Below are 21,011 nucleotides of genomic sequence, written 5' to 3' on the forward strand. Positions count from 1 at the left end.
TTACTTAATTCTTGGTGCAGATAGTGGGACTTGAACCCACACGAAGATATTCCTCAATAGACCCTCAATCTATCCCGTCTGCCTATTCCAGCATATCTGCAAAAATTTTAATCTATATATTAATTGTAATTTATTAACATTTCAAATTCAAGTCTTACTTCTATTTCTTCAGTGACTTTAATATCTTTGCTATATTATCTATATCCTCACTACTCAAATCTTCAAAATTATCTAGCATTTCCTTTACTTCGTTTATAATCTTTTCTTTATATGTAGTTGTTTTTTTCTTTTTTTCACCAAGTAGATATAAAGTTAAAGTTGTTGTTATAACACCTATAACCCCTATTCCTATAACCATTAATAAAATACCAATACTTCTTCCTAAATTAGTTTTTAATAGAACATCTCCATACCCTACAGTTGTAAATGTAACAAAACTCCACCATAGTGCATCTCCAATCGAAATTCCTTCAACAAGTGATATAGCTACTGCTCCAATAACTATAAAAATTGTTGATACTACTAATAAAAAATTTAATCTACTTTTGTGTATTTCATCTTTAACTTTTATTTTAAATTTAATAATACAAATTATTAACATAATACATTTTAATATTTTTACTATTATTGGTCCTCTGATAATACTAGGTAACATAGTAATATTAACTACTCTTATATATAACCTTAATGAAAATATCGATAATAAATCTATAATGTTTTTCTTTAAGAATTTTAGTTTCTCTTTGCTAATGGCAAGTCTTACAAAATAATCTCCAATAAAAATAAGCCTTACTATATTATCAATATAATAAAAGGCCCATCTAACTTCCCCTGGAATATCAATAAATATTTCTATTATTAACATTAATGAAAGCATTAGTGCTAATAATCCAATAAAAAAATCATATACACTCTTTCTATTCATATATTTTTAACCCTCTTACACTTCTAATTACTATATTTATATTTATGTAACCAAAAAATAAATTATGTAAGTTAAAATTTATTTTAATAAAATTAAAGAATAGTAATCTTTAGTAATTACTATTCTTTAAAATTTCAAAGTGTTTATAGTTAATTTTTTATTGTGGTAAAAAACTTATTAACATCTTCCATACATTTTTGTATATTTGTATATTTTATTAGCTAATTCATCTGTATAGCTACCACCTCTAACTCTCCATGTCCAATTATGACCAAGTGTTGATGGCGTATTAATTCTACTTTCTCCCCCAAGATTTAAAAAATCTTGCATTAAAGCCATAGATAAATTAGCTACACTACTCCATGCACCTCTAATAAATCCCCAATTATACCCTTCTTCTTCAGAAAGTGCTAGATATTCTTTAGAGTATTCAACATCTTCTTTATTTCCTGTTAATTCAAACCATCCTCTAAAAGTATCATTATCATGAGTACCTGTATACACTATACAATTTCTTATATACGTATGAGGTAAATAATTGCTTTCTTCTCTTGCATCAAAAGCAAATTGTAATACTTTCATACCTGGAAATTTGGTTTGTCTTAAGAATTCTATAACTTCATTTGTCAAAAATCCTAAATCTTCAGCAATTATATTAACTTCTCCTAATTCCTTCTTTATAGCATCAAATAGTTTAATACCTGGACCTTTGATCCATTGTCCATTTACTGCAGTTTTGTCACCATAAGGTATTTCCCAGAAACTTTCAAGACCTCTAAAATGATCAATTCTAACTACATCATAAAGTTTTAAACTTTCTTCAACTCTTTTTACCCACCATTTGTATCTATTTTTCTCCATATAGTTCCAATCATAAATTGGATTTCCCCACAATTGCCCAGTATCAGAAAATGCATCTGGTGGACATCCAGCTACAACTATAGGTTTTAATGTTTCAGTATAAATTAAATATGCCTCAGGATTGCTCCAAACATCTGCACTATCCTCTGCTACATAAATTGGAATATCACCAATTATCTTTATTCCCTTTGAATTAGCATATTTTTTAAGTTCATTCCATTGCTTAAAAAATAAAAATTGTACAAATGACCAAAATTCAATCTCATCTACTAATTTATTTTTATATTTATTCATAGCAGAACTTTCTCTTTTCTTTATATCGTCATCCCATTCCTGCCAACTCTTAAGATTAAACTCTTCCTTAATAGCCATATAAAGAGCATAGTCATCTAACCAAAATTTATTATCCTCTTTAAAATTATTCATGCTTTCTTTTAAAGCAATATCATTCATATTTTTAAAATTATTATATGCCCTTCGTAAAACCTTATATTTCACTTTAAATAATAATCCATAATCAATATACTCTTCATTTTCCCCATACTCTTCATTTAAATATTCTTCTTCCTTTAACAAACCTTCTTTTTTAAGTATATCAAAATCAATAAAATATGGATTTCCAGCAAAAGCTGAAAATGATTGATAAGGTGAATCTCCATATCCAGTTTGTCCTAAAGGTAGAATCTGCCAGTATTTTAAACCCGCTTTAAACAAAAATTTTACATAATCATATGCTTCCCTTCCAAAAGTCCCAATACCAAATTTTCCTGGCAAAGATGCAATATGCATGATAACTCCTGCACTTCTATCCATATTTCCCCACTCCCTTTTATTTCAACCATAATTTACTTATATAAATCTGCACATGATTCTCGTTCTATTAATTCTGTATCTAATAAAATGTGCTTGTTTTCCCCTGTTCCTTTAAGTAAATCAAATAAAATTTCTACGCTCTTTATTGCCATTTCTTCCTTAGGCTGTTTTATAGTAGTTATACCAGGATTATAAAAACAACTTACATCCATACCATCAAAACCTATTATAGATATATCTCTTCCAACTACTAAACCACTATCTATTACTGCCTTTGCTACTCCAATTGCCATAAAGTCTGAAATTGCAAATATAGCCGTAATATCCTTACGTTCTTTCAAGAAATTTATTGTTACTTCATACGCTTTATTTGTATCATAATCTCCTACAAGTAAATTATTATCATTTAATTCAATTCCATTATCTTTTAATGCCTTTATATATCCCTTGTATCTCCACCAACTTACGCAAAAATCATTTTCTTCCCCTATCATGAATGCAATATTCTTATGACCCTTTTTTATTAAATATTCAGTAGCATCATATGACGATTGCAAATTATTTATCCCTACAGTTGAATACCTATTTCTACCTAGTGGTGAAATAGTATTAACAGATGTTAATACTACTGGCACATCAAGATTTTTGAAGCTTTCTTCATCTAAATCAGTGAAATTTCCACCTAAACATATAATTCCTTGTAATCTTTTTTCTTTAACAAAAGATATAATATTTTCAACTTCATGTTCTAATACATAATCATTTTGTTGTAATATCATTGTATACTTGGATTCATTAATTTTGCTTCCAATAACATTTATAAGCTCCGAGAAAAATGGATTAAAAACCCCTTTCACAAGTACTCCTATATTTTTAGTATTATTTTGTTTAAGAATTCTTGCACTATTATTAGGTACATAATTACTTTCTCTTATTATACTTAAAACTCTTTCTCTAGTACTTTCCTTAACATCTGGATGGTTATTTAGCACTCTAGATACAGTACTAACCCCTACTCCTGACATTTTTGCAATATCTCTTATATTCATAAAACATTTCCTCTCTTACTGCAGTTTTTAGGTATTGTCTCCTTTAATAAATGTAAATAAAATATTTTTAAGCATATTAAGATTGTTATACCGTATCGATTCCAATTATATTTTACTCTTATTTGGAATTTTTTTCAACATTATTTAATATCAATATATTTTTATACATTAAAGTATATTTAATTTAATTCTATATAAAAATTTACTACCAAAGCCTAAGTACTAAAAAGGCTTTGGTAGCTTCATGTTAGTTTTACATTAACTTTGTTATAAAACTTAAGTGTGTTGGTATCGTTTCCATTATTATTATACCTTATTCTGAAAACATTTTCAAGTAAAAATTATTCTTTTCTGTCCATATAAAGAAAAGAATTTTTACTAATATAGCATTATTAAAATCTCTTATATCATATGATATATATCGTTGTATTTTATCTAATCTATATATTAATGTATTTCTGTGAATATATAGTTCTTTTGCTGCATCACTTAAATTTAATCCACATTTAAAAAATACATCTATAGTTTTTATCATTTCATTATCTAATTTTGATATTCCCTCATTGAATGCGTTATATATATGATTCTTTTTATCCTCTGACACCGAATCAATAATACTTTCCAAAATTAATTTTTTTTCATCAAATATATTTTCATTAACTTTATACTTAATAGCTAACTTTAATTTATTTTCAGATGTTTCATATGCCCTTTTTAAAGATAAATAATTTTCTACATTACAGTAACTTATATAGCATTTTCCCGAAACACTATTAACAATAGTTTCTCTTATACTTATTGCATGATCCAATACATCTTCAAAATCACCAATAAGCAGTATATTTTTATTATATAATACAACTTCTATATTACTTTCAGCATAACTTTCTTCTATACAAAAAAGAATTTCTTCATTGTATTTTTCTATATATATATTAATTAAATTGAATTCTTTATTTATTTCTGGAAAAATTGCTGTAACTAATTCTTTTTCTACTTCTTGTCCTTTTAATATTAGTGAAATAATGCTGCTTTTTTTAATAAATACTTCATTTAATTTTTCTTTTATACAAAATTCTAATAAGTTTAATGTAATGCTAAAAGCTGCATTTACTCTTATGCAGCATTTAGTATCTTTATAGTTAAAATTTTTTTCCGAGAATTCTTGTATATTATTAAATTCCTTTGAAGTATATTCCCCTACTCCATCTATTATTAATTGGAAAGGTATATTAGAACTCATATATATTTCGTCTACTAATTGCTCAATGTATTTCACAATATCCCCTCCTAATAAAATTTTATTTAATTATACAATTCTCATTTCTGTTTCTTTATCAAATACATGTAATCTTTCAGCTCTTAAATAAAGATCAGCAACTTCTCCTATTTGTAAGCTAGTTGTACCTTCAACTCTTATATTCATTGAGCTTTGTCCACATTTAGTGTAAATATAGCTTTCTGCTCCCATAAGCTCAATAACTTCAACATTACCTTTTACTATACTATTTGGATTAGCTGCTATAAGTTCTTTATCATCACTTAAATGTTCTGGTCTAATACCTAATGTAACAGTTTTTCCAACGTATCCTGCACTTACTAGTTTTTCTGCATTTTCCTTTGGTAATACAATTCTATTATTTTCAAATATTGCTACAATATCATTTCCTTCTTTTTCGATTTTACCATTTAAGAAGTTCATTTGTGGACTTCCAATAAATCCTGCTACGAAAAGATTTGCTGGGTAATTATAGATATTTTGTGGTGTATCAACTTGTTGAATAATTCCATTTTTCATAACAACTATTCTTGTACCCATTGTCATAGCTTCTACTTGGTCATGTGTTACATATATAAATGTTGTTTGTAACTTTCTATATAATTTTATTATCTCAGTTCTCATTTGAACCCTTAACTTAGCATCTAAGTTTGATAAAGGCTCGTCCATTAAGAATACTTTTGGATGTCTAACAATAGCTCTTCCTAACGCAACTCTTTGTCTTTGACCTCCTGATAAAGCTTTTGGTTTTCTCTTTAATAAATGTTCTATATCTAGAATCTTAGCTGCTTCTGTAACCTTTTGTTCAATTTCAGCTTTTGGAACCTTTCTTAATTTTAAAGCAAACGCCATATTATCAAAAACAGTCATATGTGGATATAATGCATAGTTTTGGAATACCATCGCTATATCTCTTTCCTTTGGTTCTACATTGTTAACCAGCTTGTCCCCTATATATAATTCTCCTTTAGATATATCTTCAAGGCCTGCAATCATTCTTAATGTAGTTGATTTACCACATCCTGATGGTCCAACGAATACAATAAATTCCTTATCTTCAATTTCTAAATTAAAATCTTTAACTGCCGTTACATCTCCTGGATATATTTTATAAATATGTTGTAATGATAACTTTGCCATTTTTCTTCCCCCCATAAATTAACTTTTCTTCATATAATTATTGTACATGCTGAAACTGTTTTCAGCTATATGTAATAATCACAAATATGTAACTTAGTTTTTGTAATATTATCTAAATTATACATCATTATTTATTTATAATCTACTTTTTATTTATTTCATATAACTACTTATAATTACATCACCAATAAATGCCATTGTAAAATTGAATATTAAATATTTATCTATTTATATGAATTCAAATACCGTTTAAAATTATAAAAAGTATGATATAACCTTAAGAAATAATAGAATCATACTTAATTTCTCTAGTGTTATATCATACCTTTTTAAAATTAATTTTAGCTCATAATTTAGCTATTTAATGATCTTCATTTTCCATTTGTTTTTTTAATTCTTTAGCAAATTCTTTTTGCTCTTTTCTATCTTCTTTTTCTAAATCTCTTATTCCTTTATCTAAATTTTTTGCAAATTCTTTTGCTTCTTTTTCCTCTTCTTTATAATCCTTTTTTTCTTGTTTTAAGTGATGTTTTTCTTCTTTTCTCTCTGTCTTTACTTCTTCTTTCATTTGATGTTTTATTTCATGAGCAAATTTTTTTTCTTCGTGTCTTTCATGTCTTTCTTCTTTTTTTTCTTCATGATGGATTTTCATTTCATTGATTGTTTCTTTAATACTCATAATAAAATGTCTCCTTCTATAAAAAGTTTTATTTTACTGCATTTAAGGCACTTTCATAATCTGGTTCATTAATTACATCCTTACAATATTCAACATAAGTAATTTTATTATTTTCATCAACTACAAAAATTGCTCTTGCTAAAAAACCGAACTCCTCTATTAATGTTCCATATTTTTTACCAAAGCTTTTTTGCTTATAATCTGAAACAGTTATAACTTTATCTATTCCAGCATTACCACACCATCTAACTTGTGCAAATGGTAAATCCATTGATACTACATATACAGTTACATCACTTAGTTTAGAAGCTTCTTCATTAAATTTTCTTACTTCCATATCACAAACTGAAGTATCTATAGACGGTACTACAACAAAAATTCTTTTTCCTGAAGTATCTTTTAAAGTTACATTTTTTAAAGTGTTATCAACTACTAAAAAATCTGGTGCATCATCTCCAACCCTTAGTACAGGACCTACTAAAGTAATAGGATCACCATTAAAAGTTATTTTCATTTTAAAGCACCTCCTCTTATAATTACTTATTTCATTTATTATCTTCCCCTAAAGCTATAATTTTATATGCTGTAAATTTATCAATTAAAGTTGCTTATTATAAATTAAAGTCAATGATTTGTATATTTTACAATTATCATTGACCTAAATTATGATTATTCATTTAACTATGTTAAAATATTAATTTTAAATCTTATTAATCTCTACAAAGGTTTCATTATAAGTTACTTGTCCACCAATATCTGATATTCCGCTATAAGTAATATAGTTAGGATTACCATGCTCTTTCCACCATCCAACATACATCATAACTATATTATCCCCTATAGAATCATCAATAGTAATTTTAACTTTTATGCATCCATTATTTGATTTTATCTTCACAGTTTCATCGTTAACTACTTCTAATTTATCTGCTGTTTTACTATTAATAAATGCTTTTGATATTCCCTCTTCATCCATAAAATGCTGACTAGATAAACTATCTCTTCCATGATTAGTTAAAAGCCTAATTCTTCTACTATTTTCTTCATTACTACTAAGTTTTTCTTCCAAATTTAATAACTCAAACCTACCACTCTTTGTCAAAAATTTTTTCTCTTCCCAAGCTATATTTTTATGAAGCGTAATATAATTCTCCTTAATAAACTGTAAACTTATATTAGGATAATATTCTTTTAATGGCTCAATTACTTGAATTAAATATTCTTTTTTCGAAACCTGAGGGTAATTTTTAATTTCTAATTTTTTAGCTAATTCTCCAAAGAAATAATATTCATCCATAAGTTCTTCTTTAGGTTCTACTAATTTTTCATTATAAACTAAATAAGGATTCATCATAGAACTAAATAATAAATCTTCACTTTCTAATGTGCTAGTTGTAGGAATAAATAAATCACATTCTTTAGCTGTATCTGTCATAAACATATCAAAACATACTTTGAATTCAACTTTAGCTAACGCTGCCTTTAAAGAATTCAAATCTGCCAATTGATTTAAAAGGTTACTCTTAGTTATTACAGCCATTTTTATTGGTATATTTAACTCTTGTATATCTTCTTGATATTTATTTATAACTAATTTATCATTTATAAATATTTTATTTTTATATAATGTTTTTCCTTCAATTGCTTCATTTATAAATGAACTCATTTCATTTGTATAAAAATATCTATTATTTGCGTATTTAAAACTATTATATGGATCTGTATTTAAAACTTTAGGATATACCTTATTCGCATAATTTACTCCACCACCGCTAAAGCCTATTTGCCCTGTTATTGCACCTAATGCATCTATTGCTCTAACTGTACTTCCGCCGTTACTATATTTTTGCATTCCAAACCCTAATAAAATAGTTGAGTATTTATTGCTATATAGTTGTGCTAGCTCTTTAATTTCTTCAATACTTATTCCACATATATAACTTAACTCTTGTATATCTAAAGAAAGTATATTTTTTTTATAATTTTCAAAGCGATTAACATATATATTTATATAATTTTCATCAATTAAATTTTCTTCTATTAATACTTTTCCCATTGCTAAAGCTAATGCTAAATCTCCATTAGCTTTTATTCTTACATATTTATCTGATAGTTTAGCTGTAGCAGTTTCTATTGGATCTATAACTATTATTTTACTTCCATTATTTTTTGCTTTTTTTATCATTTGCATTGTATGTATTGTTGTATTTGCTGGATTTTTACCCCACACAAAAATATTTTTGCTATTCATCATATCTTCTAAAGAATGACTTTTAGAATCTCCAAAATCTAATTTTTGTGCTTCAATCCCTGCACTCCAACAAGGACCACCTTTAGATAAGCTAACTCCACCAAAGAAATTGAAAAATATTTCCCCTATGCTTTTAAGCAAAGATCCATTTCCATATTGTTCATAATACATTATAGAATTAGATGTAAAATTCTCCTTATAAAATTTCATTTTTTCAGACATTATTTCTATAGCCTCTTCAAATGAAATTTCTTTCCACCCTTCATTTGACTTTAGTAAAGGTGTTAAAATTCTTTTTTTATGTTTTAGCCTATCTAAATGAGCTAAACCTTTTTTACATATAAACCCCTTCGTATATGGATGATCTTTATCACCCTCAATTTTTATTATATTATTATTCTCTACATATACATTAAATTTACAACAATCTGCACAATCTAAAGTACATCCATGACTTAATTTTTTCAAAATTAGTTCCCCCCTTATTACATTAACTGCTAATAAACTTTGTCTCTATAATATAAAATTATACTTATAAATATTTCTCTTTCTCTATTATTAATCCTAGTTGAATAAAGCATTCTTTAAAATAAATTTATATAGATATTTTCCTATATTTTCTTCTATTTATCTACTTTATTATATTTTATTTAAAATGTATACTATAAAAGTATACTACTTTTGGAGGTGATAAAAATGAAAAATTTCGACGTTATTACTCATGCTGAAGAACGTCATGTAAAATTAGTGCTAAAAGGTCTTTTAGTTGGAATAGTAACTGCATTTATAGTTGTTTTATACCGATTTGCTTTATCTTATGCTGAAGATCTTGCATTCTTTATATATGATTTCATTAAGGTAAAAAAATATCTTATACCAATATGGTTTTTAGTACTAATTTGTTTAGCTTTCATTGTTGGAAAACTTATTGATAAAGAACCTTTTATTGGCGGTAGTGGTATACCTCAAGTTAAAGGTGTCATGGGAGGCTACTTAAAAAATAGACCTATTTCTATAATTATTAATAAATTTATTGGCGGAACCATATCTATTATAAGTGGTTTATCACTAGGTAGAGAAGGTCCTTCAGTTCAACTTGGAGCTTGCACTGGTGATATAATAAGCAAAAAATTTAAAAGTACTAGATTGGAACGTCGTCTTCTTATGAGTAGTGGTGCCACTGCTGGTCTTGCTGCTGCTTTTAATGCTCCCCTATCTGGAGTATTATTTTCACTTGAAGAAGTTTATAAATATTTTTCTCCGCTAGTATTACTTGCAACAATTACTTCTGCTGTTGCTGCTGATTTTATATCAAAACAATTTTTTGGATTAGACCCAGTATTTAATTTTGCTAATACTAACCCTATGCCTTTAGGTAATTATTGGCTACTACTAATACTTGGTTTATTCTTAGGTGTTTTTGGTTCTTTTTATAATTGGTTTACTTTAAAAGTACAAAACTTTTATGCTAAGCTAAAATGTTCAACTTCTATTAAACTAATGATACCTTTTTTACTTGCAGGAATTTTAGGACTTCTTTTTCCTGTAGTTCTATGTGGTGGGCATGCAATTATTGAAGAACTTAATCTTAACTCTGCATTAAGTTTACTTTTATTAATGCTAGTAGCTAAATTTTTATTTTCTATGATAAGCTTTGGTTCTGGTGCCCCTGGTGGAATATTCTTTCCTCTTCTTATAATTGGCGGTACATTTGGAGCTGTATTTGGATACATAGCTATTAATTATATTGGAATAAGTCCTGAATTCTTTAATAATTTTATAATACTTTCTATGGCTGGATATTTTACTGCAATAGTTAGAGCTCCCATTACTGGAATAATTCTAATTACTGAAATGACAGGATCATTTTCTCATTTATTATCTTTAACTATTGTATCAATAATTGCTTATATAGTAGCTGATTTATTAAAAAGCACACCTATATATGATTCTTTACTTGATAATCTTTTAGCTAAAAATGATATCAATGAATATCACAGTACTAGCAAGAAAAAAATTATTATTACAAATGTAGTACACTTTGGATCTCAAATTGAAAAAATGACATTAAGTTCTATCGAGTTTCCTGAAAATACACTTGTTGTATCAATAAATCGTGGTGAATATTCAATTGTTCCAAAAGGTAATACTGTTATCAAGGCCGGTGATACAATTCTTACAATGACAGATTTAAAAGATGAATGGCGTGTTAGAGAACTTATGGATTCCTTAACAACCCTAGAATAGCAAAGTTATTACTTTAAAACTATTTTTGAAAAAAAGTATGATATAACCTAACGAAATTATAAAAATTTCTAAAGGGGTATATCATACTTTTTATTTAACTTTAAGTTATATTTATTTACTACAGTCATTAGATAGAGTGGATTTTAAATCCCTCCAAAGCTTTATTGAAAGAATTCCACTTATTAATAATGTAGCTATTATAAAGATAGTATTAAAAATAGATCCCTCAAAGCTTTCACCTAGATAACTATATAAAAATAGTGCTGGAATATTTGCTCCTATAAATATCATTACAAATCTTATAAAGCTCATTCCCATATAAGAAGATAAAAATACTATTACATCTGTTGGTGCTATAGGACATAATACCCCTATAGCTAATATCTTATAATTATATCTATCTATGAGTTTTACTAAATCTGGATATTTATTTGAAACTTTCTCTTTAAGTCTTTTAAATAAATTTCCCTTTGCAAGTAAAAATATTAATGTATCACTTAATACTATTCCTATTAATGATAATAAAAATGCTTTACTTGGATCAAATATTAGTCCTCCTAATAGCATTAATGTTACACCTGGAATAAAAGCTATTAATCTTATCCCCCAAAGCAGTATAAAGAATAGTTTTGAATACTCACTTCTATCAATCCACTTTCTTAAAGTGTCTATACTAAAATCTATCTTTATATTATCTCCTATTATATTTACTGCTAAAAATAATACTATTATTGTAATAACAGATAAAGTTATATATACAAGTTTGTTGTTTTTCATTATTTTTTGTTCACCTCATAATTTTTGTCTACTTTTTATTATAAATGAAAAATTATAATATTTTTTACTTATAATATTAACATTCTATTAATTATAAGTATTAATTAACCAGCTGCTTCTATCCATTTAATTACATTATTTTCTTTTTATTGTATAATTATTAGTAATAATATCTTTTCCGCTTTTAGAATACTACTTAAATTCTATTTTTAAATATATTACATTAATAAAGGAGTGAAAATTTTGAGTTATATTGTTTCTAATAATAATGCAAAAATATATTATAATACTTTTGGAAGTGGTCCTGCCCTTTTACTAGCTCATGGTATGGGAAATACTAAGGAAATCTGGAATGAAACTGGATGGATTGATATTTTAAAAAATCATTTTACAGTAATACCATTTGACATTAGAGGTAATGGTGAAAGTAGTAAATCTTACGAACCTAGCTTTTACTCATCAGATAATATTCTTAATGATATAAATAATTTAGTTACTCATTTAGGTTTTACTAAATTTAATTATTTTGGACATTCTTATGGTGCAACTATAGGCCTTCAACTTTGCAAATATAATAATAATTTAGAAAAATGCATCTGTGCTGGTACAAGCTTTGGAGATTTATTTTTTAAAACGTCTCTTCCTAACTGGATAAAACAATATGAAAAATATCAAGATATTAAAGATAATCATGTATTTGCTGGTGAAAATTTATCTTCGGAAGATATTAATTGGTTAATGCAAACTGACTTATTACTTAATATAGCACAAATGAAAGCATGGACTCATTGGACAGGCATTGAACCTAGTGATGTAAAATGTAAGCTTTCTATATATTCAGGTACTAAAGATAATCCCCTTACATTAAATTCTCTTTTAAAAAACAAAGCAAATTTTATTGACTATAATATTGAAATGAAAATATTTGATGAATTAAATCATAAAGATTTAATTAGCAATTCTAAAATAGTCTCTCCGTGGATTTTAAACTTTTTGAATAGTTGATACTTTATTAGTATAAAAGAAAAACACTAGGCTTAAACCTAGTGTTTTTCATGTTGTGAGATAGTCCGTAAGCGGAGTTCTGTATTAAGCAATCATCTATCTAGACTTACTGTTACCAGTAAGTTCAAGCGACACACCACACGGCGGGACGGGCAATCCCATAATGCCGTTACTCGGTCTTGCTCCAGGTGGGGTTTACATAGCCATGATGTCACCACCATGCTGGTGAGCTCTTACCTCGCCTTTCCACCCTTACCAGTCATAAAAATTAACTCAGTTAAATAACTTCTGGCGGTATATCTCTGTTGCACTATCCTTCAAGTCGCCTTGACTGGCCGTTAACCAGCACCCTGCCCTATGGAGCTCCGACTTTCCTCTCCTAACATCTAGTGTTAGCAGCGATTGCATGTACTACTCACAGCATTTATAATAACATAATTTAATTAACAATACAAATAGTTTTTTTAAACAAAAAATAAAATTATAAACAACATTATTAATACTATCCAACTGTAAATACCTATGCCTGAAAATAAAAGTGTTATTCCCATAAGTACTAATATACATATTCTAGCCCTTGGATTTGGACAAGTTGGTTGCTTAGGTTTTGCTGATGGACTTTTTATAGCACATATAATATCATTTACAGTTTCTCTAAAAACCTTTCCCCAATCAGTTTTTTTTGACATTATTTCAACTCCATACATTCTTTACATTAATAATATATGCGCTCAATATTTTTTCATTATTAATTTATTTTTAAAATTAATTATTTTAAAAATAAATTAATAAACGAATACTTTTTTGTATAATCTTATATTACTTACATATCATTGCTAAATATGCTTAAATTGAAATTTATTAAATAATAGATAAGGAAGTTTCTTTTAAAACTTCCTTATCTACCCTATTTATATATAAATTACTTATTAAACTATCAATTAAGCAAAACTATATGGATCTTCTTCTACATTAGAGGTAATAAATTCAACATCTTTGATCTTATCTTTAATATTTTTCATAACGCTAAAAAAAGTTATTTGTTCTGATGCAAAATGTCCAACATCAATTATATTAATACCCATTTCCTTATAGTCTGAAGCAAAATGGTAAGTTGTATCTCCGGTTATTATTAAATCAGCCCCTTGACTTACTGCTTTTCCTATAAAGTCTTGACCACTACCATTTATTATAGCTACTTTAGATACTTTTTCTTTACCTCTAACGACTCTTAAATTATTAATTCCTAATGCATTTTTTACCTTATTTATTATTTCATCTAAAAAAACTTCATTATCTAATTTTACTATTCTACCAAGCCCTGCCGAAGCATCTCTTTTATTAACTTCCAGAATTTCGCTATTTCCAAAACCTAAAATAGATACAATAGTAGAATTTAAACCATTCTCTGCTGAATCTAAATTAGTATGACTAGAATAAAGTGAAATATCATTTTTTATTAACTCAATAATTTTTTTACCTTGAAGAGTATCTGTTGTTATACTACTAGGTTTTCTAAAAATTAAAGGGTGATGAGTTATTATTAAATCTACATTTTCTCTTTTAGCCTCTTCTACAACCTTTAAAGTACAATCTAATGCAAGTAAAACCTTTTTTACTTCCTTATCTCTATCTCCAACCATTAAACCTACATTATCAAAATCTTCTTTTAAAAATATAGGTGCTAAAGCTTCTATTTCTCTAATAATATCTCTTACCTTTTTCATAAATATCCCCTTATAAATAATTTAACATAGATGTAATTATCTCTATTTTTTCTTTTATATCTTGTCTTCTCTTATTAGCACTTACAGTAGCTTCTGTAATAAAACCTAAAATTCTATTATATTCATCTAACTTAAATTGTATATAATCTTTCATTAATGGATGCTTAGTTCTTAATAACACTGGGCTTATTTCATAATATATACTATCTAATTCTGTTGCATGTCCTTCCGAACTTCTTACCTTAAATAATTCATAATATATTCCTTCATCATAGCAAAGATCTTCTTTTATAATCTCATAGTTGTTTTTGTACAAATACTCTCTTAAAACTTCTGGATTTTGTGCAGGAACTAAAATTAAGTAATCTACTTCTTTAACTTTTTCAGTATCAGCTTCTAATATATCTCTTATAAGATTTCCTCCCATGCCTGCAATTACAACTTCATTAGCTTCACCTAAATTTAAAGGAGCAAATCCCCCTCCTAATCTAAATTCTAATTCATCGCCTCTACCTTCTAACACAGCATTTAATCTTGCTTTATCTAAAGGATCTTTATTAATATCACATGCAATTGCTTTATTGCAAATATCTCTATCTAAAGCTATTAATGGTACATACCCATGATCAGTCCCTATATCTGCAAGTGTATTTACCTTTTCTAAATTTTCAATTATAAATTCTATTCTTTTACTAACTTCCATTTTAACTCCCTCTGATATTATCCTATTTAATCTTTTGCTTTAATTTTTAATTTTTATTACAAATATATTATTAAGTTATGTTATTTTATTTAAATTTATTTACTTAAATTTATCTATTTAATGCAAAAATTAGCACCAATGATTGGTGCTAATTTACTAATCTAAGTAATCTTTTAACTTCTTACTTCTAGATGGATGTCTAAGCTTTCTTAATGCCTTTGCTTCAATTTGTCTAATTCTTTCTCTTGTAACATTGAACTCTTTACCAACTTCTTCAAGTGTTCTAGCTCTTCCATCATCTAATCCAAATCTTAATCTTAATACCTTTTCTTCTCTTGGAGTTAGAGTATCTAAAACATTGATTAATTGTTCTTTAAGCATTGTAAAAGCAGCAGCCTCTGCTGGTGCTGGTGCATCATCATCTGGAATGAAGTCACCTAAGTGAGAATCTTCTTCTTCTCCTATTGGTGTTTCAAGTGAAACTGGTTCTTGAGCAATTATTTGAATTTCTCTAACCTTTTCTACTGGAAGGTCCATAACTTTTGAAATTTCTTCTGGGAATGGATCTCTACCAAGCTCTTGTAATAATTGTCTTTGAACTCTTATTAGCTTATTAATTGTTTCTACCATATGAACTGGTATTCTAATTGTTCTTGCTTGGTCAGCTATAGCTCTTGTAATTGCCTGTCTTATCCACCATGTAGCATATGTTGAGAACTTATATCCTTTTCTATAATCAAACTTTTCTACAGCTTTAATTAATCCAAGGTTACCTTCTTGTATTAAATCTAAGAATAACATTCCTCTTCCAACATATCTTTTAGCTATACTAACAACTAGTCTAAGGTTAGCTTCTGCTAATTTCTTTTTAGCATATTGGCTACCTTCTTCAATTTTTTGAGCAAGGTTTATTTCCTCTTCTGATGATAAAAGTGGAACTTTACCAATTTCTTTTAAGTACATTCTAACTGGATCATCAATTGCTATACCTTCTGGAACTGATAAATCTAATTCCTCTTCAACGATATCCATATCATTAGCTTCACCTTGAACTTCGATTCCCATTGATTCTAATACTTCATAAATCTTCTCGATTTGTTCAGGGCTTAAATCTATGTTCTCTACCTCATCTAGTATTTCCTTATATGTTAGTACTCCATTTTTTTTACCTTTATCAAGTAAGTTTTTAACAATATTCATTCTATTGTTTCTATCTTGATTACCTGATGGCTTGCTTTTATTTACTTTTGTTTTTTCTTCCACTAGCTGATTACCTCCTTCCGTTATATGACCAACTACTCTCTCCTACCTTCTTTAAGTTGCTTGTTAATACTTGCAAGTTCTATGGCCAACTTAATAGATTCTTCTATTTTGCCTTGGTTTTCGAGATTTTTTTGTTCTTTTTTTAGTTGATCTATTCTTTGCTTTAATTTGTAATTATGAATTTCTTTAATAAAATCCTTAATTTGACTTTCAACATCTTCAGCAAAGAATACTTTTTGTTCCTTAACCTTTACCAACTCTCCTATAGCTTTTACATCACTTAGTTTTGATTCAATAAATGACTCTATACTATTTATATTTTCCCCTTTAGATGCTATAATAACAGTGAAAATTTGTTTATGTTCTGGTAAAATAAAGTCCTTTTCACATATTCTATCCTCAATATAACTTAAATAATCCTTATTTTCTAACATAAGCTTTAAAAGAATTCTTTCTGCTTTTAAAAAGGCAGGCTCTACATGTAACTTTTGACTTTGTTCTTTACCATTTCTAAATTCATTTGTACTATTATCACTTATCTTACTGCGTAGGATATCATATAAAGCTTGTTCTTTTATCCCTGTGTTTTCAGATGCCTTTTTTATATATACATCTTTTTCAACAGGATTTAAGTCTGCTATTATCTCCATTATTCTCTTAGAATATAATATTATAGATTCACTACTCTTAAAATTAATTCCCTCTTCAGCTTTTTTTATTCTATAATCTATTAATGGTTCTGCTGAATTAATTAACTTTAAAAAAGCTTCTTTTCCATTACTTCTAACGAATTCATCTGGATCTTTGCCTTGCGGAATACTAAGTACCCTAACATCAAAACCTGCAGTTCTTAAAATTTCAAGTCCCCTCATAGTTGCCATTTGTCCTGCCATATCTGCATCATAAGATATAACTACTTTATCAGCATATCTTTTAAGCAACCTAGCTTGATTAATAGTAAGCGCAGTTCCAAGTGAAGCAACTACATTAGTTATACCATATTGATGAAGTGATATTAAATCCATATATCCTTCAACAATAATAAAATACCTTTCTTTCATATTATGTTTTAAAGCAAAATTTAATCCATATAGATTAGTACCTTTTTGAAAAACTAAAGTTTCAGGTGAATTTAGATATTTGGGTTTAGAATCATCAAGTACTCTTCCTCCAAATCCAATTACTCTTCCTTGATAATCAAAAACAGGAAACATTACTCTATTTCTAAACCTATCATATTTAGTTCCCTTTTCTTTATTTACAGATATTAGTCCAGCCTCTTCTAAAATATTATCGTTTATGCCTTTTCTTCTTAAATAATACATTAAATTATTCCAACTATCATTAGCGAAACCTAATCCAAACCTTTTGATAGTTTCTTCTTTAATACCCCTATTTAAAAAGTATTCTTTTGCATCTTTATTATTCATGAGATTTGAAAAAAAGAATTTTGCTGCTTCAACATTTACTTTATATAGCAACTCTTTTTTTCTAGATACTGGATTTTTTTCGTTTTTTCCAAATTCTAAAGGTATGTTAGCTCTACCTGCTAAATATTTTACTGCCTCTATGAAAGGTAAATTTTTATCTTTCATAACAAAAGAAATTACATTTCCAGCTTCTCCACAACCAAAACATTTATAAATTTGTTTTTCTTGTGATACTGAAAACGATGGGGTTTTTTCGTTATGAAAAGGGCATAAACCAGTGAAGTTTCTACCAGCCTTCTTAAGTCTAACCCTTTCTGATATTACATCGACAATATCATTTTGCGATTTAATTTTTTCTAGAATTTCTTCAGAAATCTGCAAGGAGATCCCTCCTTACTATAAAAAATTTTTATCCATTCTTTATAATTCGACACAATATTATAAATTCCTTCTTATTTTAAAAATTAATTTATTTTATTTTGTCTTTCCTTTTATATTTTTATTGAGCTTTTAACTCTATTATTATTTATTCTATTTTAAATCTTAAAATCCTTTTTATTCTACAAAATTTATTGTTCCCAATTTTTTTGTATTATACAACTTTTTTACTAATAAATTACAAACTTTGGCACATAAATTTTATTAAACATAGAAATACAATAATCATCAGTCATTCCAGCTATATAATCTGCTACACCTCTTTTTAATCCTTCCTCATTTATTATCTTTCTATACAATTCTGGAAGTTTTTCTGGATTTTTATAAAAATATTCAATTACATGATGTAAAATAAATTTTGCTTTATTTCTTTCTTCTTTTAATACATCTCCTAAATAAACATTTTTAAACATATATTTCCTCAGTTCTACCATTGCTTCTTTTACTTCTTTGCTTTGGCTTATATCATACGTTCCGCTTTCTAAAGTTTTTTTTGTTTCTGTTATCATATCACTTACTAGTGTTTCTATTCTTTCTGAATGACCCTTACCTAAAACTCTTATAGCTTCTTTGGGCAAATCGTCTTCACTTATTAGGCCTGCTCTTATGGAGTCATCAATATCGTGATTTAAATATGCAATTTTATCACTATATTTTACTATTCTACCTTCTAATGTACGTGCAATATTATCCTTTTGTCCTAATCCACTATGATTTAATATTCCATCAATAACTTCATGGGTTAAATTCAATCCTAATCCATTTTTCTCTAATCTATTTACTACTCTGACGCTTTGTTCATTATGCCTAAACCCTGATTCTAAAAATTCATTTAACACTTCTTCTCCATTATGTGCAAAAGCAACATGCCCTAAATCATGGCCTAATGCAATTGCCTCTATTAAAACTTCATTTAAACCTATTCCTACACCAATAGTTCTACCTATCTGAGAAACTTCCAATGTATGAGTAAGTCTAGTTCTATAGTGGTCTCCAAATGTTCGTATGTATACTTGTGTTTTATGCTTAAGCCTTCTAAAGGATTTACAATGAATAATTCTATCTCTATCAACCATAAAGCAAGTTCTAATTTTATCTTGTTCTTCATACTTTACTCTACCTATGCTATCCTTACTATGAATAGCCTGTGAAAGCAAAGTCAAGCCTTCATTGACCTCTATTTTTTCTCTTATATCCATTCTATTCACCTCTAATTTTTTCATTCTATATTTTTCTCAAAAATCCTTTATTTTATATATTATAAAATACAATTGCACACTCTCTTTATGTATATTTGTTAATTTTTCATAATAATATAGTAATAATAAAGTATACGAGGAGTTTTATAATGAGTGAGCAAGATAATATTATTAGTATAGAAAATATAAAAAAATATATTTTACCTGCATATTCTTTATATAATGCAGATATCACTATGGTTAAGTTTAAAGACACAGATAAACAACGTGCTGTATTTAAAGTTATATTAAATAATAAAAGCTATTGCTTAAAAAAAGTTTATTATGATGAAGAAAATTTACTTTTTGTATATTCTGCTATGGAATGGCTTTATAGAAATGGAGTTAATGTTCCTAAATTACTACCTACTAAAGATAATAATAGGTTTTTTTATTTTGAAAATATGCTTTTTATCCTTACACCTTGGGTTAGTGGAGAGAAATGTAATTTTGATTCCATTTACGATGTCAGGCTTTCATCTAAAACCCTTGCTAAACTACATAAAGTTACTAAAAACTTCACATCAATACCTGGTAGTAAAGAACGTTTTGGCCTTGAGGATTATCACTTATCAATAAGTAAACACTTTAATGACATACTTCAAAATGCTAATTTAGCTAATAACTACAATGATAAATTTTCTAAAATATTTTTAGAAAATTTAAATAGTAACTTAGAACTTGCTAAACTTTCACTTGAGATTTCTTCATCTATTAAAATGGACAATCTAAGCACATCTTTATGCCACGGTGATTATGTTAATAAAAATATAATTATCTCATCTAATGAAGATATTTGGATTATAGATTTTGATAAATGCAAATATGATTATTGTGCTCATGATATTGCATACTTTTTGAGGCGACTATTAAAAAGACCTAATACTAATTGGAATTCTGCTTTAACAATAGATGTTTTAAATCATTATATGTCAATTAACGATCTTAATTCATCTGATTTAAAATATATATTAGCATATTTAGCATTTCCTCAAAAATATTGGAAAATATCTAGAGATTACTATAAAAATATTAATAAGTGTAAGAACGCCTTTGTTGCAATTTTAGAAAAAGGATTAAATCGTTCTCAAGAACAGCTTGATTATATTAATAATATGATGGAAGTTCTAGAGCGTTACTACAACGTTAAATTTAAATAAAAAAATAAGGAGCAATAAATTGCTCC

18 protein-coding genes, 1 tRNA gene and 1 other RNA gene are annotated in these 21,011 nt (G+C 27.2%); 3 read left to right on the forward strand and 17 right to left on the reverse strand.

The annotated features are described in order from the left end of the window. Positions 1–12 precede the first annotated feature (12 nt). From HMPREF0216_RS09505 to HMPREF0216_RS09545, 9 genes are all read right to left on the reverse strand, one after another. Positions 13–100, reverse strand: a tRNA-Leu gene (locus tag HMPREF0216_RS09505). Positions 101–160: 60 nt separating this feature from the next. Further along, entirely contained in the window at positions 161–925 is a 765-nt protein-coding gene (locus tag HMPREF0216_RS09510) for a potassium channel family protein (protein ID WP_005213834.1), read from the reverse strand. Positions 926–1,102: 177 nt separating this feature from the next. Then, complete coding sequence (gene malQ / locus HMPREF0216_RS09515) at positions 1,103–2,599, reverse strand: 4-alpha-glucanotransferase (RefSeq protein WP_005213835.1); 1,497 nt, start codon at positions 2,597–2,599, stop codon at positions 1,103–1,105. 32 nt (positions 2,600–2,631) lie between these two features. Beyond that, a complete protein-coding gene (locus tag HMPREF0216_RS09520; protein WP_005213836.1) occupies positions 2,632–3,648 on the reverse strand; it encodes a LacI family DNA-binding transcriptional regulator in 1,017 nt (338 codons plus the stop codon). Between the two features lie 313 nt (positions 3,649–3,961). Then, positions 3,962–4,927, reverse strand: coding sequence for a PucR family transcriptional regulator (locus HMPREF0216_RS09525; protein ID WP_005213837.1), 966 nt, complete (start codon positions 4,925–4,927; stop codon positions 3,962–3,964). A gap of 30 nt (positions 4,928–4,957) precedes the next feature. Beyond that, the gene (locus HMPREF0216_RS09530; RefSeq protein WP_040419598.1) at positions 4,958–6,067 is read right to left on the reverse strand and encodes an ABC transporter ATP-binding protein; all 1,110 of its coding nucleotides are present in this window, start codon (positions 6,065–6,067) and stop codon (positions 4,958–4,960) included. A 361-nt stretch (positions 6,068–6,428) separates the two neighbouring features. Further along, positions 6,429–6,746, reverse strand: a complete 318-nt coding sequence (locus HMPREF0216_RS09535; RefSeq protein WP_005213839.1) for a hypothetical protein — start codon at positions 6,744–6,746, stop codon at positions 6,429–6,431. Positions 6,747–6,774: 28 nt separating this feature from the next. Next, positions 6,775–7,260: a thiol peroxidase gene (tpx, locus tag HMPREF0216_RS09540; RefSeq protein ID WP_005213840.1), complete on the reverse strand. Its 486-nt coding sequence runs from the start codon at positions 7,258–7,260 to the stop codon at positions 6,775–6,777. A gap of 186 nt (positions 7,261–7,446) precedes the next feature. Next, positions 7,447–9,465 carry a molybdopterin-dependent oxidoreductase gene (locus tag HMPREF0216_RS09545; RefSeq protein ID WP_005213841.1) on the reverse strand — a complete coding sequence of 673 codons (2,019 nt, stop codon included), beginning with the start codon at positions 9,463–9,465 and terminating at the stop codon, positions 7,447–7,449. 228 nt (positions 9,466–9,693) lie between these two features. On the opposite strand from HMPREF0216_RS09545, the gene HMPREF0216_RS09550 reads away from it, so the two are divergent. Continuing rightward, entirely contained in the window at positions 9,694–11,244 is a 1,551-nt protein-coding gene (locus HMPREF0216_RS09550; RefSeq protein WP_005213842.1) for a ClC family H(+)/Cl(-) exchange transporter, read from the forward strand. Positions 11,245–11,355: 111 nt separating this feature from the next. Here the strand turns inward: HMPREF0216_RS09550 and HMPREF0216_RS09555 are convergent, their stop codons facing one another. After that, positions 11,356–12,021: a TVP38/TMEM64 family protein gene (locus HMPREF0216_RS09555; protein WP_005213843.1), complete on the reverse strand. Its 666-nt coding sequence runs from the start codon at positions 12,019–12,021 to the stop codon at positions 11,356–11,358. Between the two features lie 243 nt (positions 12,022–12,264). Here HMPREF0216_RS09555 and HMPREF0216_RS16355 point away from each other — a divergent pair, with 243 nt between their 5' ends. Then, complete coding sequence (locus HMPREF0216_RS16355; protein ID WP_051040691.1) at positions 12,265–13,026, forward strand: alpha/beta fold hydrolase; 762 nt, start codon at positions 12,265–12,267, stop codon at positions 13,024–13,026. A gap of 52 nt (positions 13,027–13,078) precedes the next feature. On the opposite strand, the gene rnpB is transcribed toward HMPREF0216_RS16355, so the two are convergent. From rnpB to HMPREF0216_RS09590, 7 genes are all read right to left on the reverse strand, one after another. Beyond that, positions 13,079–13,444, reverse strand: an RNA gene (rnpB, locus tag HMPREF0216_RS16360) — RNase P RNA component class A. Between the two features lie 46 nt (positions 13,445–13,490). Then, positions 13,491–13,715, reverse strand: a complete 225-nt coding sequence (locus HMPREF0216_RS09565) for a hypothetical protein (protein WP_040419599.1) — start codon at positions 13,713–13,715, stop codon at positions 13,491–13,493. A 252-nt stretch (positions 13,716–13,967) separates the two neighbouring features. Beyond that, positions 13,968–14,753: a Nif3-like dinuclear metal center hexameric protein gene (locus HMPREF0216_RS09570; protein WP_005213846.1), complete on the reverse strand. Its 786-nt coding sequence runs from the start codon at positions 14,751–14,753 to the stop codon at positions 13,968–13,970. Positions 14,754–14,763: 10 nt separating this feature from the next. Next, the gene (locus HMPREF0216_RS09575; RefSeq protein WP_005213847.1) at positions 14,764–15,456 is read right to left on the reverse strand and encodes a tRNA (adenine(22)-N(1))-methyltransferase; all 693 of its coding nucleotides are present in this window, start codon (positions 15,454–15,456) and stop codon (positions 14,764–14,766) included. A 156-nt stretch (positions 15,457–15,612) separates the two neighbouring features. Beyond that, a complete protein-coding gene (rpoD, locus tag HMPREF0216_RS09580) occupies positions 15,613–16,743 on the reverse strand; it encodes an RNA polymerase sigma factor RpoD (protein ID WP_040419601.1) in 1,131 nt (376 codons plus the stop codon). An 8-nt stretch (positions 16,744–16,751) separates the two neighbouring features. Further along, positions 16,752–18,530, reverse strand: a complete 1,779-nt coding sequence (gene dnaG / locus HMPREF0216_RS09585) for a DNA primase (RefSeq protein ID WP_005213850.1) — start codon at positions 18,528–18,530, stop codon at positions 16,752–16,754. A gap of 227 nt (positions 18,531–18,757) precedes the next feature. Then, positions 18,758–19,786, reverse strand: a complete 1,029-nt coding sequence (locus tag HMPREF0216_RS09590) for a deoxyguanosinetriphosphate triphosphohydrolase (RefSeq protein WP_040419602.1) — start codon at positions 19,784–19,786, stop codon at positions 18,758–18,760. Positions 19,787–19,935: 149 nt separating this feature from the next. On the opposite strand from HMPREF0216_RS09590, the gene HMPREF0216_RS09595 reads away from it, so the two are divergent. After that, a complete protein-coding gene (locus HMPREF0216_RS09595; protein ID WP_005213852.1) occupies positions 19,936–20,985 on the forward strand; it encodes a CotS family spore coat protein in 1,050 nt (349 codons plus the stop codon). The last annotated feature ends 26 nt before the right edge of the window (positions 20,986–21,011 follow it).

The organism is Clostridium celatum DSM 1785, from assembly GCF_000320405.1.
In the GTDB taxonomy this organism is placed as follows: Bacteria; Bacillota; Clostridia; order Clostridiales; family Clostridiaceae; genus Clostridium; species Clostridium celatum.

Excerpts from the sequence above, each read along its gene's own strand:
- HMPREF0216_RS09565 (WP_040419599.1), bottom strand. The coding sequence starts at position 13,715 with ATGTCAAAAAAAACTGATTGGGGAAAGGTTTTTAGAGAAACTGTAAAT.
- HMPREF0216_RS09590 (WP_040419602.1), bottom strand. The coding sequence starts at position 19,786 with ATGGATATAAGAGAAAAAATAGAGGTCAATGAAGGCTTGACTTTGCTT.
- HMPREF0216_RS09595 (WP_005213852.1), top strand. The coding sequence starts at position 19,936 with ATGAGTGAGCAAGATAATATTATTAGTATAGAAAATATAAAAAAATAT.
- HMPREF0216_RS09535 (WP_005213839.1), bottom strand. The coding sequence starts at position 6,746 with ATGAGTATTAAAGAAACAATCAATGAAATGAAAATCCATCATGAAGAA.
- HMPREF0216_RS09550 (WP_005213842.1), top strand. The coding sequence starts at position 9,694 with ATGAAAAATTTCGACGTTATTACTCATGCTGAAGAACGTCATGTAAAA.
- tpx (WP_005213840.1), bottom strand. The coding sequence starts at position 7,260 with ATGAAAATAACTTTTAATGGTGATCCTATTACTTTAGTAGGTCCTGTA.
- HMPREF0216_RS09575 (WP_005213847.1), bottom strand. The coding sequence starts at position 15,456 with ATGGAAGTTAGTAAAAGAATAGAATTTATAATTGAAAATTTAGAAAAG.
- HMPREF0216_RS09570 (WP_005213846.1), bottom strand. The coding sequence starts at position 14,753 with ATGAAAAAGGTAAGAGATATTATTAGAGAAATAGAAGCTTTAGCACCT.
- HMPREF0216_RS09555 (WP_005213843.1), bottom strand. The coding sequence starts at position 12,021 with ATGAAAAACAACAAACTTGTATATATAACTTTATCTGTTATTACAATA.
- HMPREF0216_RS09530 (WP_040419598.1), bottom strand. The coding sequence starts at position 6,067 with ATGGCAAAGTTATCATTACAACATATTTATAAAATATATCCAGGAGAT.
- HMPREF0216_RS09510 (WP_005213834.1), bottom strand. The coding sequence starts at position 925 with ATGAATAGAAAGAGTGTATATGATTTTTTTATTGGATTATTAGCACTA.
- HMPREF0216_RS09520 (WP_005213836.1), bottom strand. The coding sequence starts at position 3,648 with ATGAATATAAGAGATATTGCAAAAATGTCAGGAGTAGGGGTTAGTACT.
- malQ (WP_005213835.1), bottom strand. The coding sequence starts at position 2,599 with ATGGATAGAAGTGCAGGAGTTATCATGCATATTGCATCTTTGCCAGGA.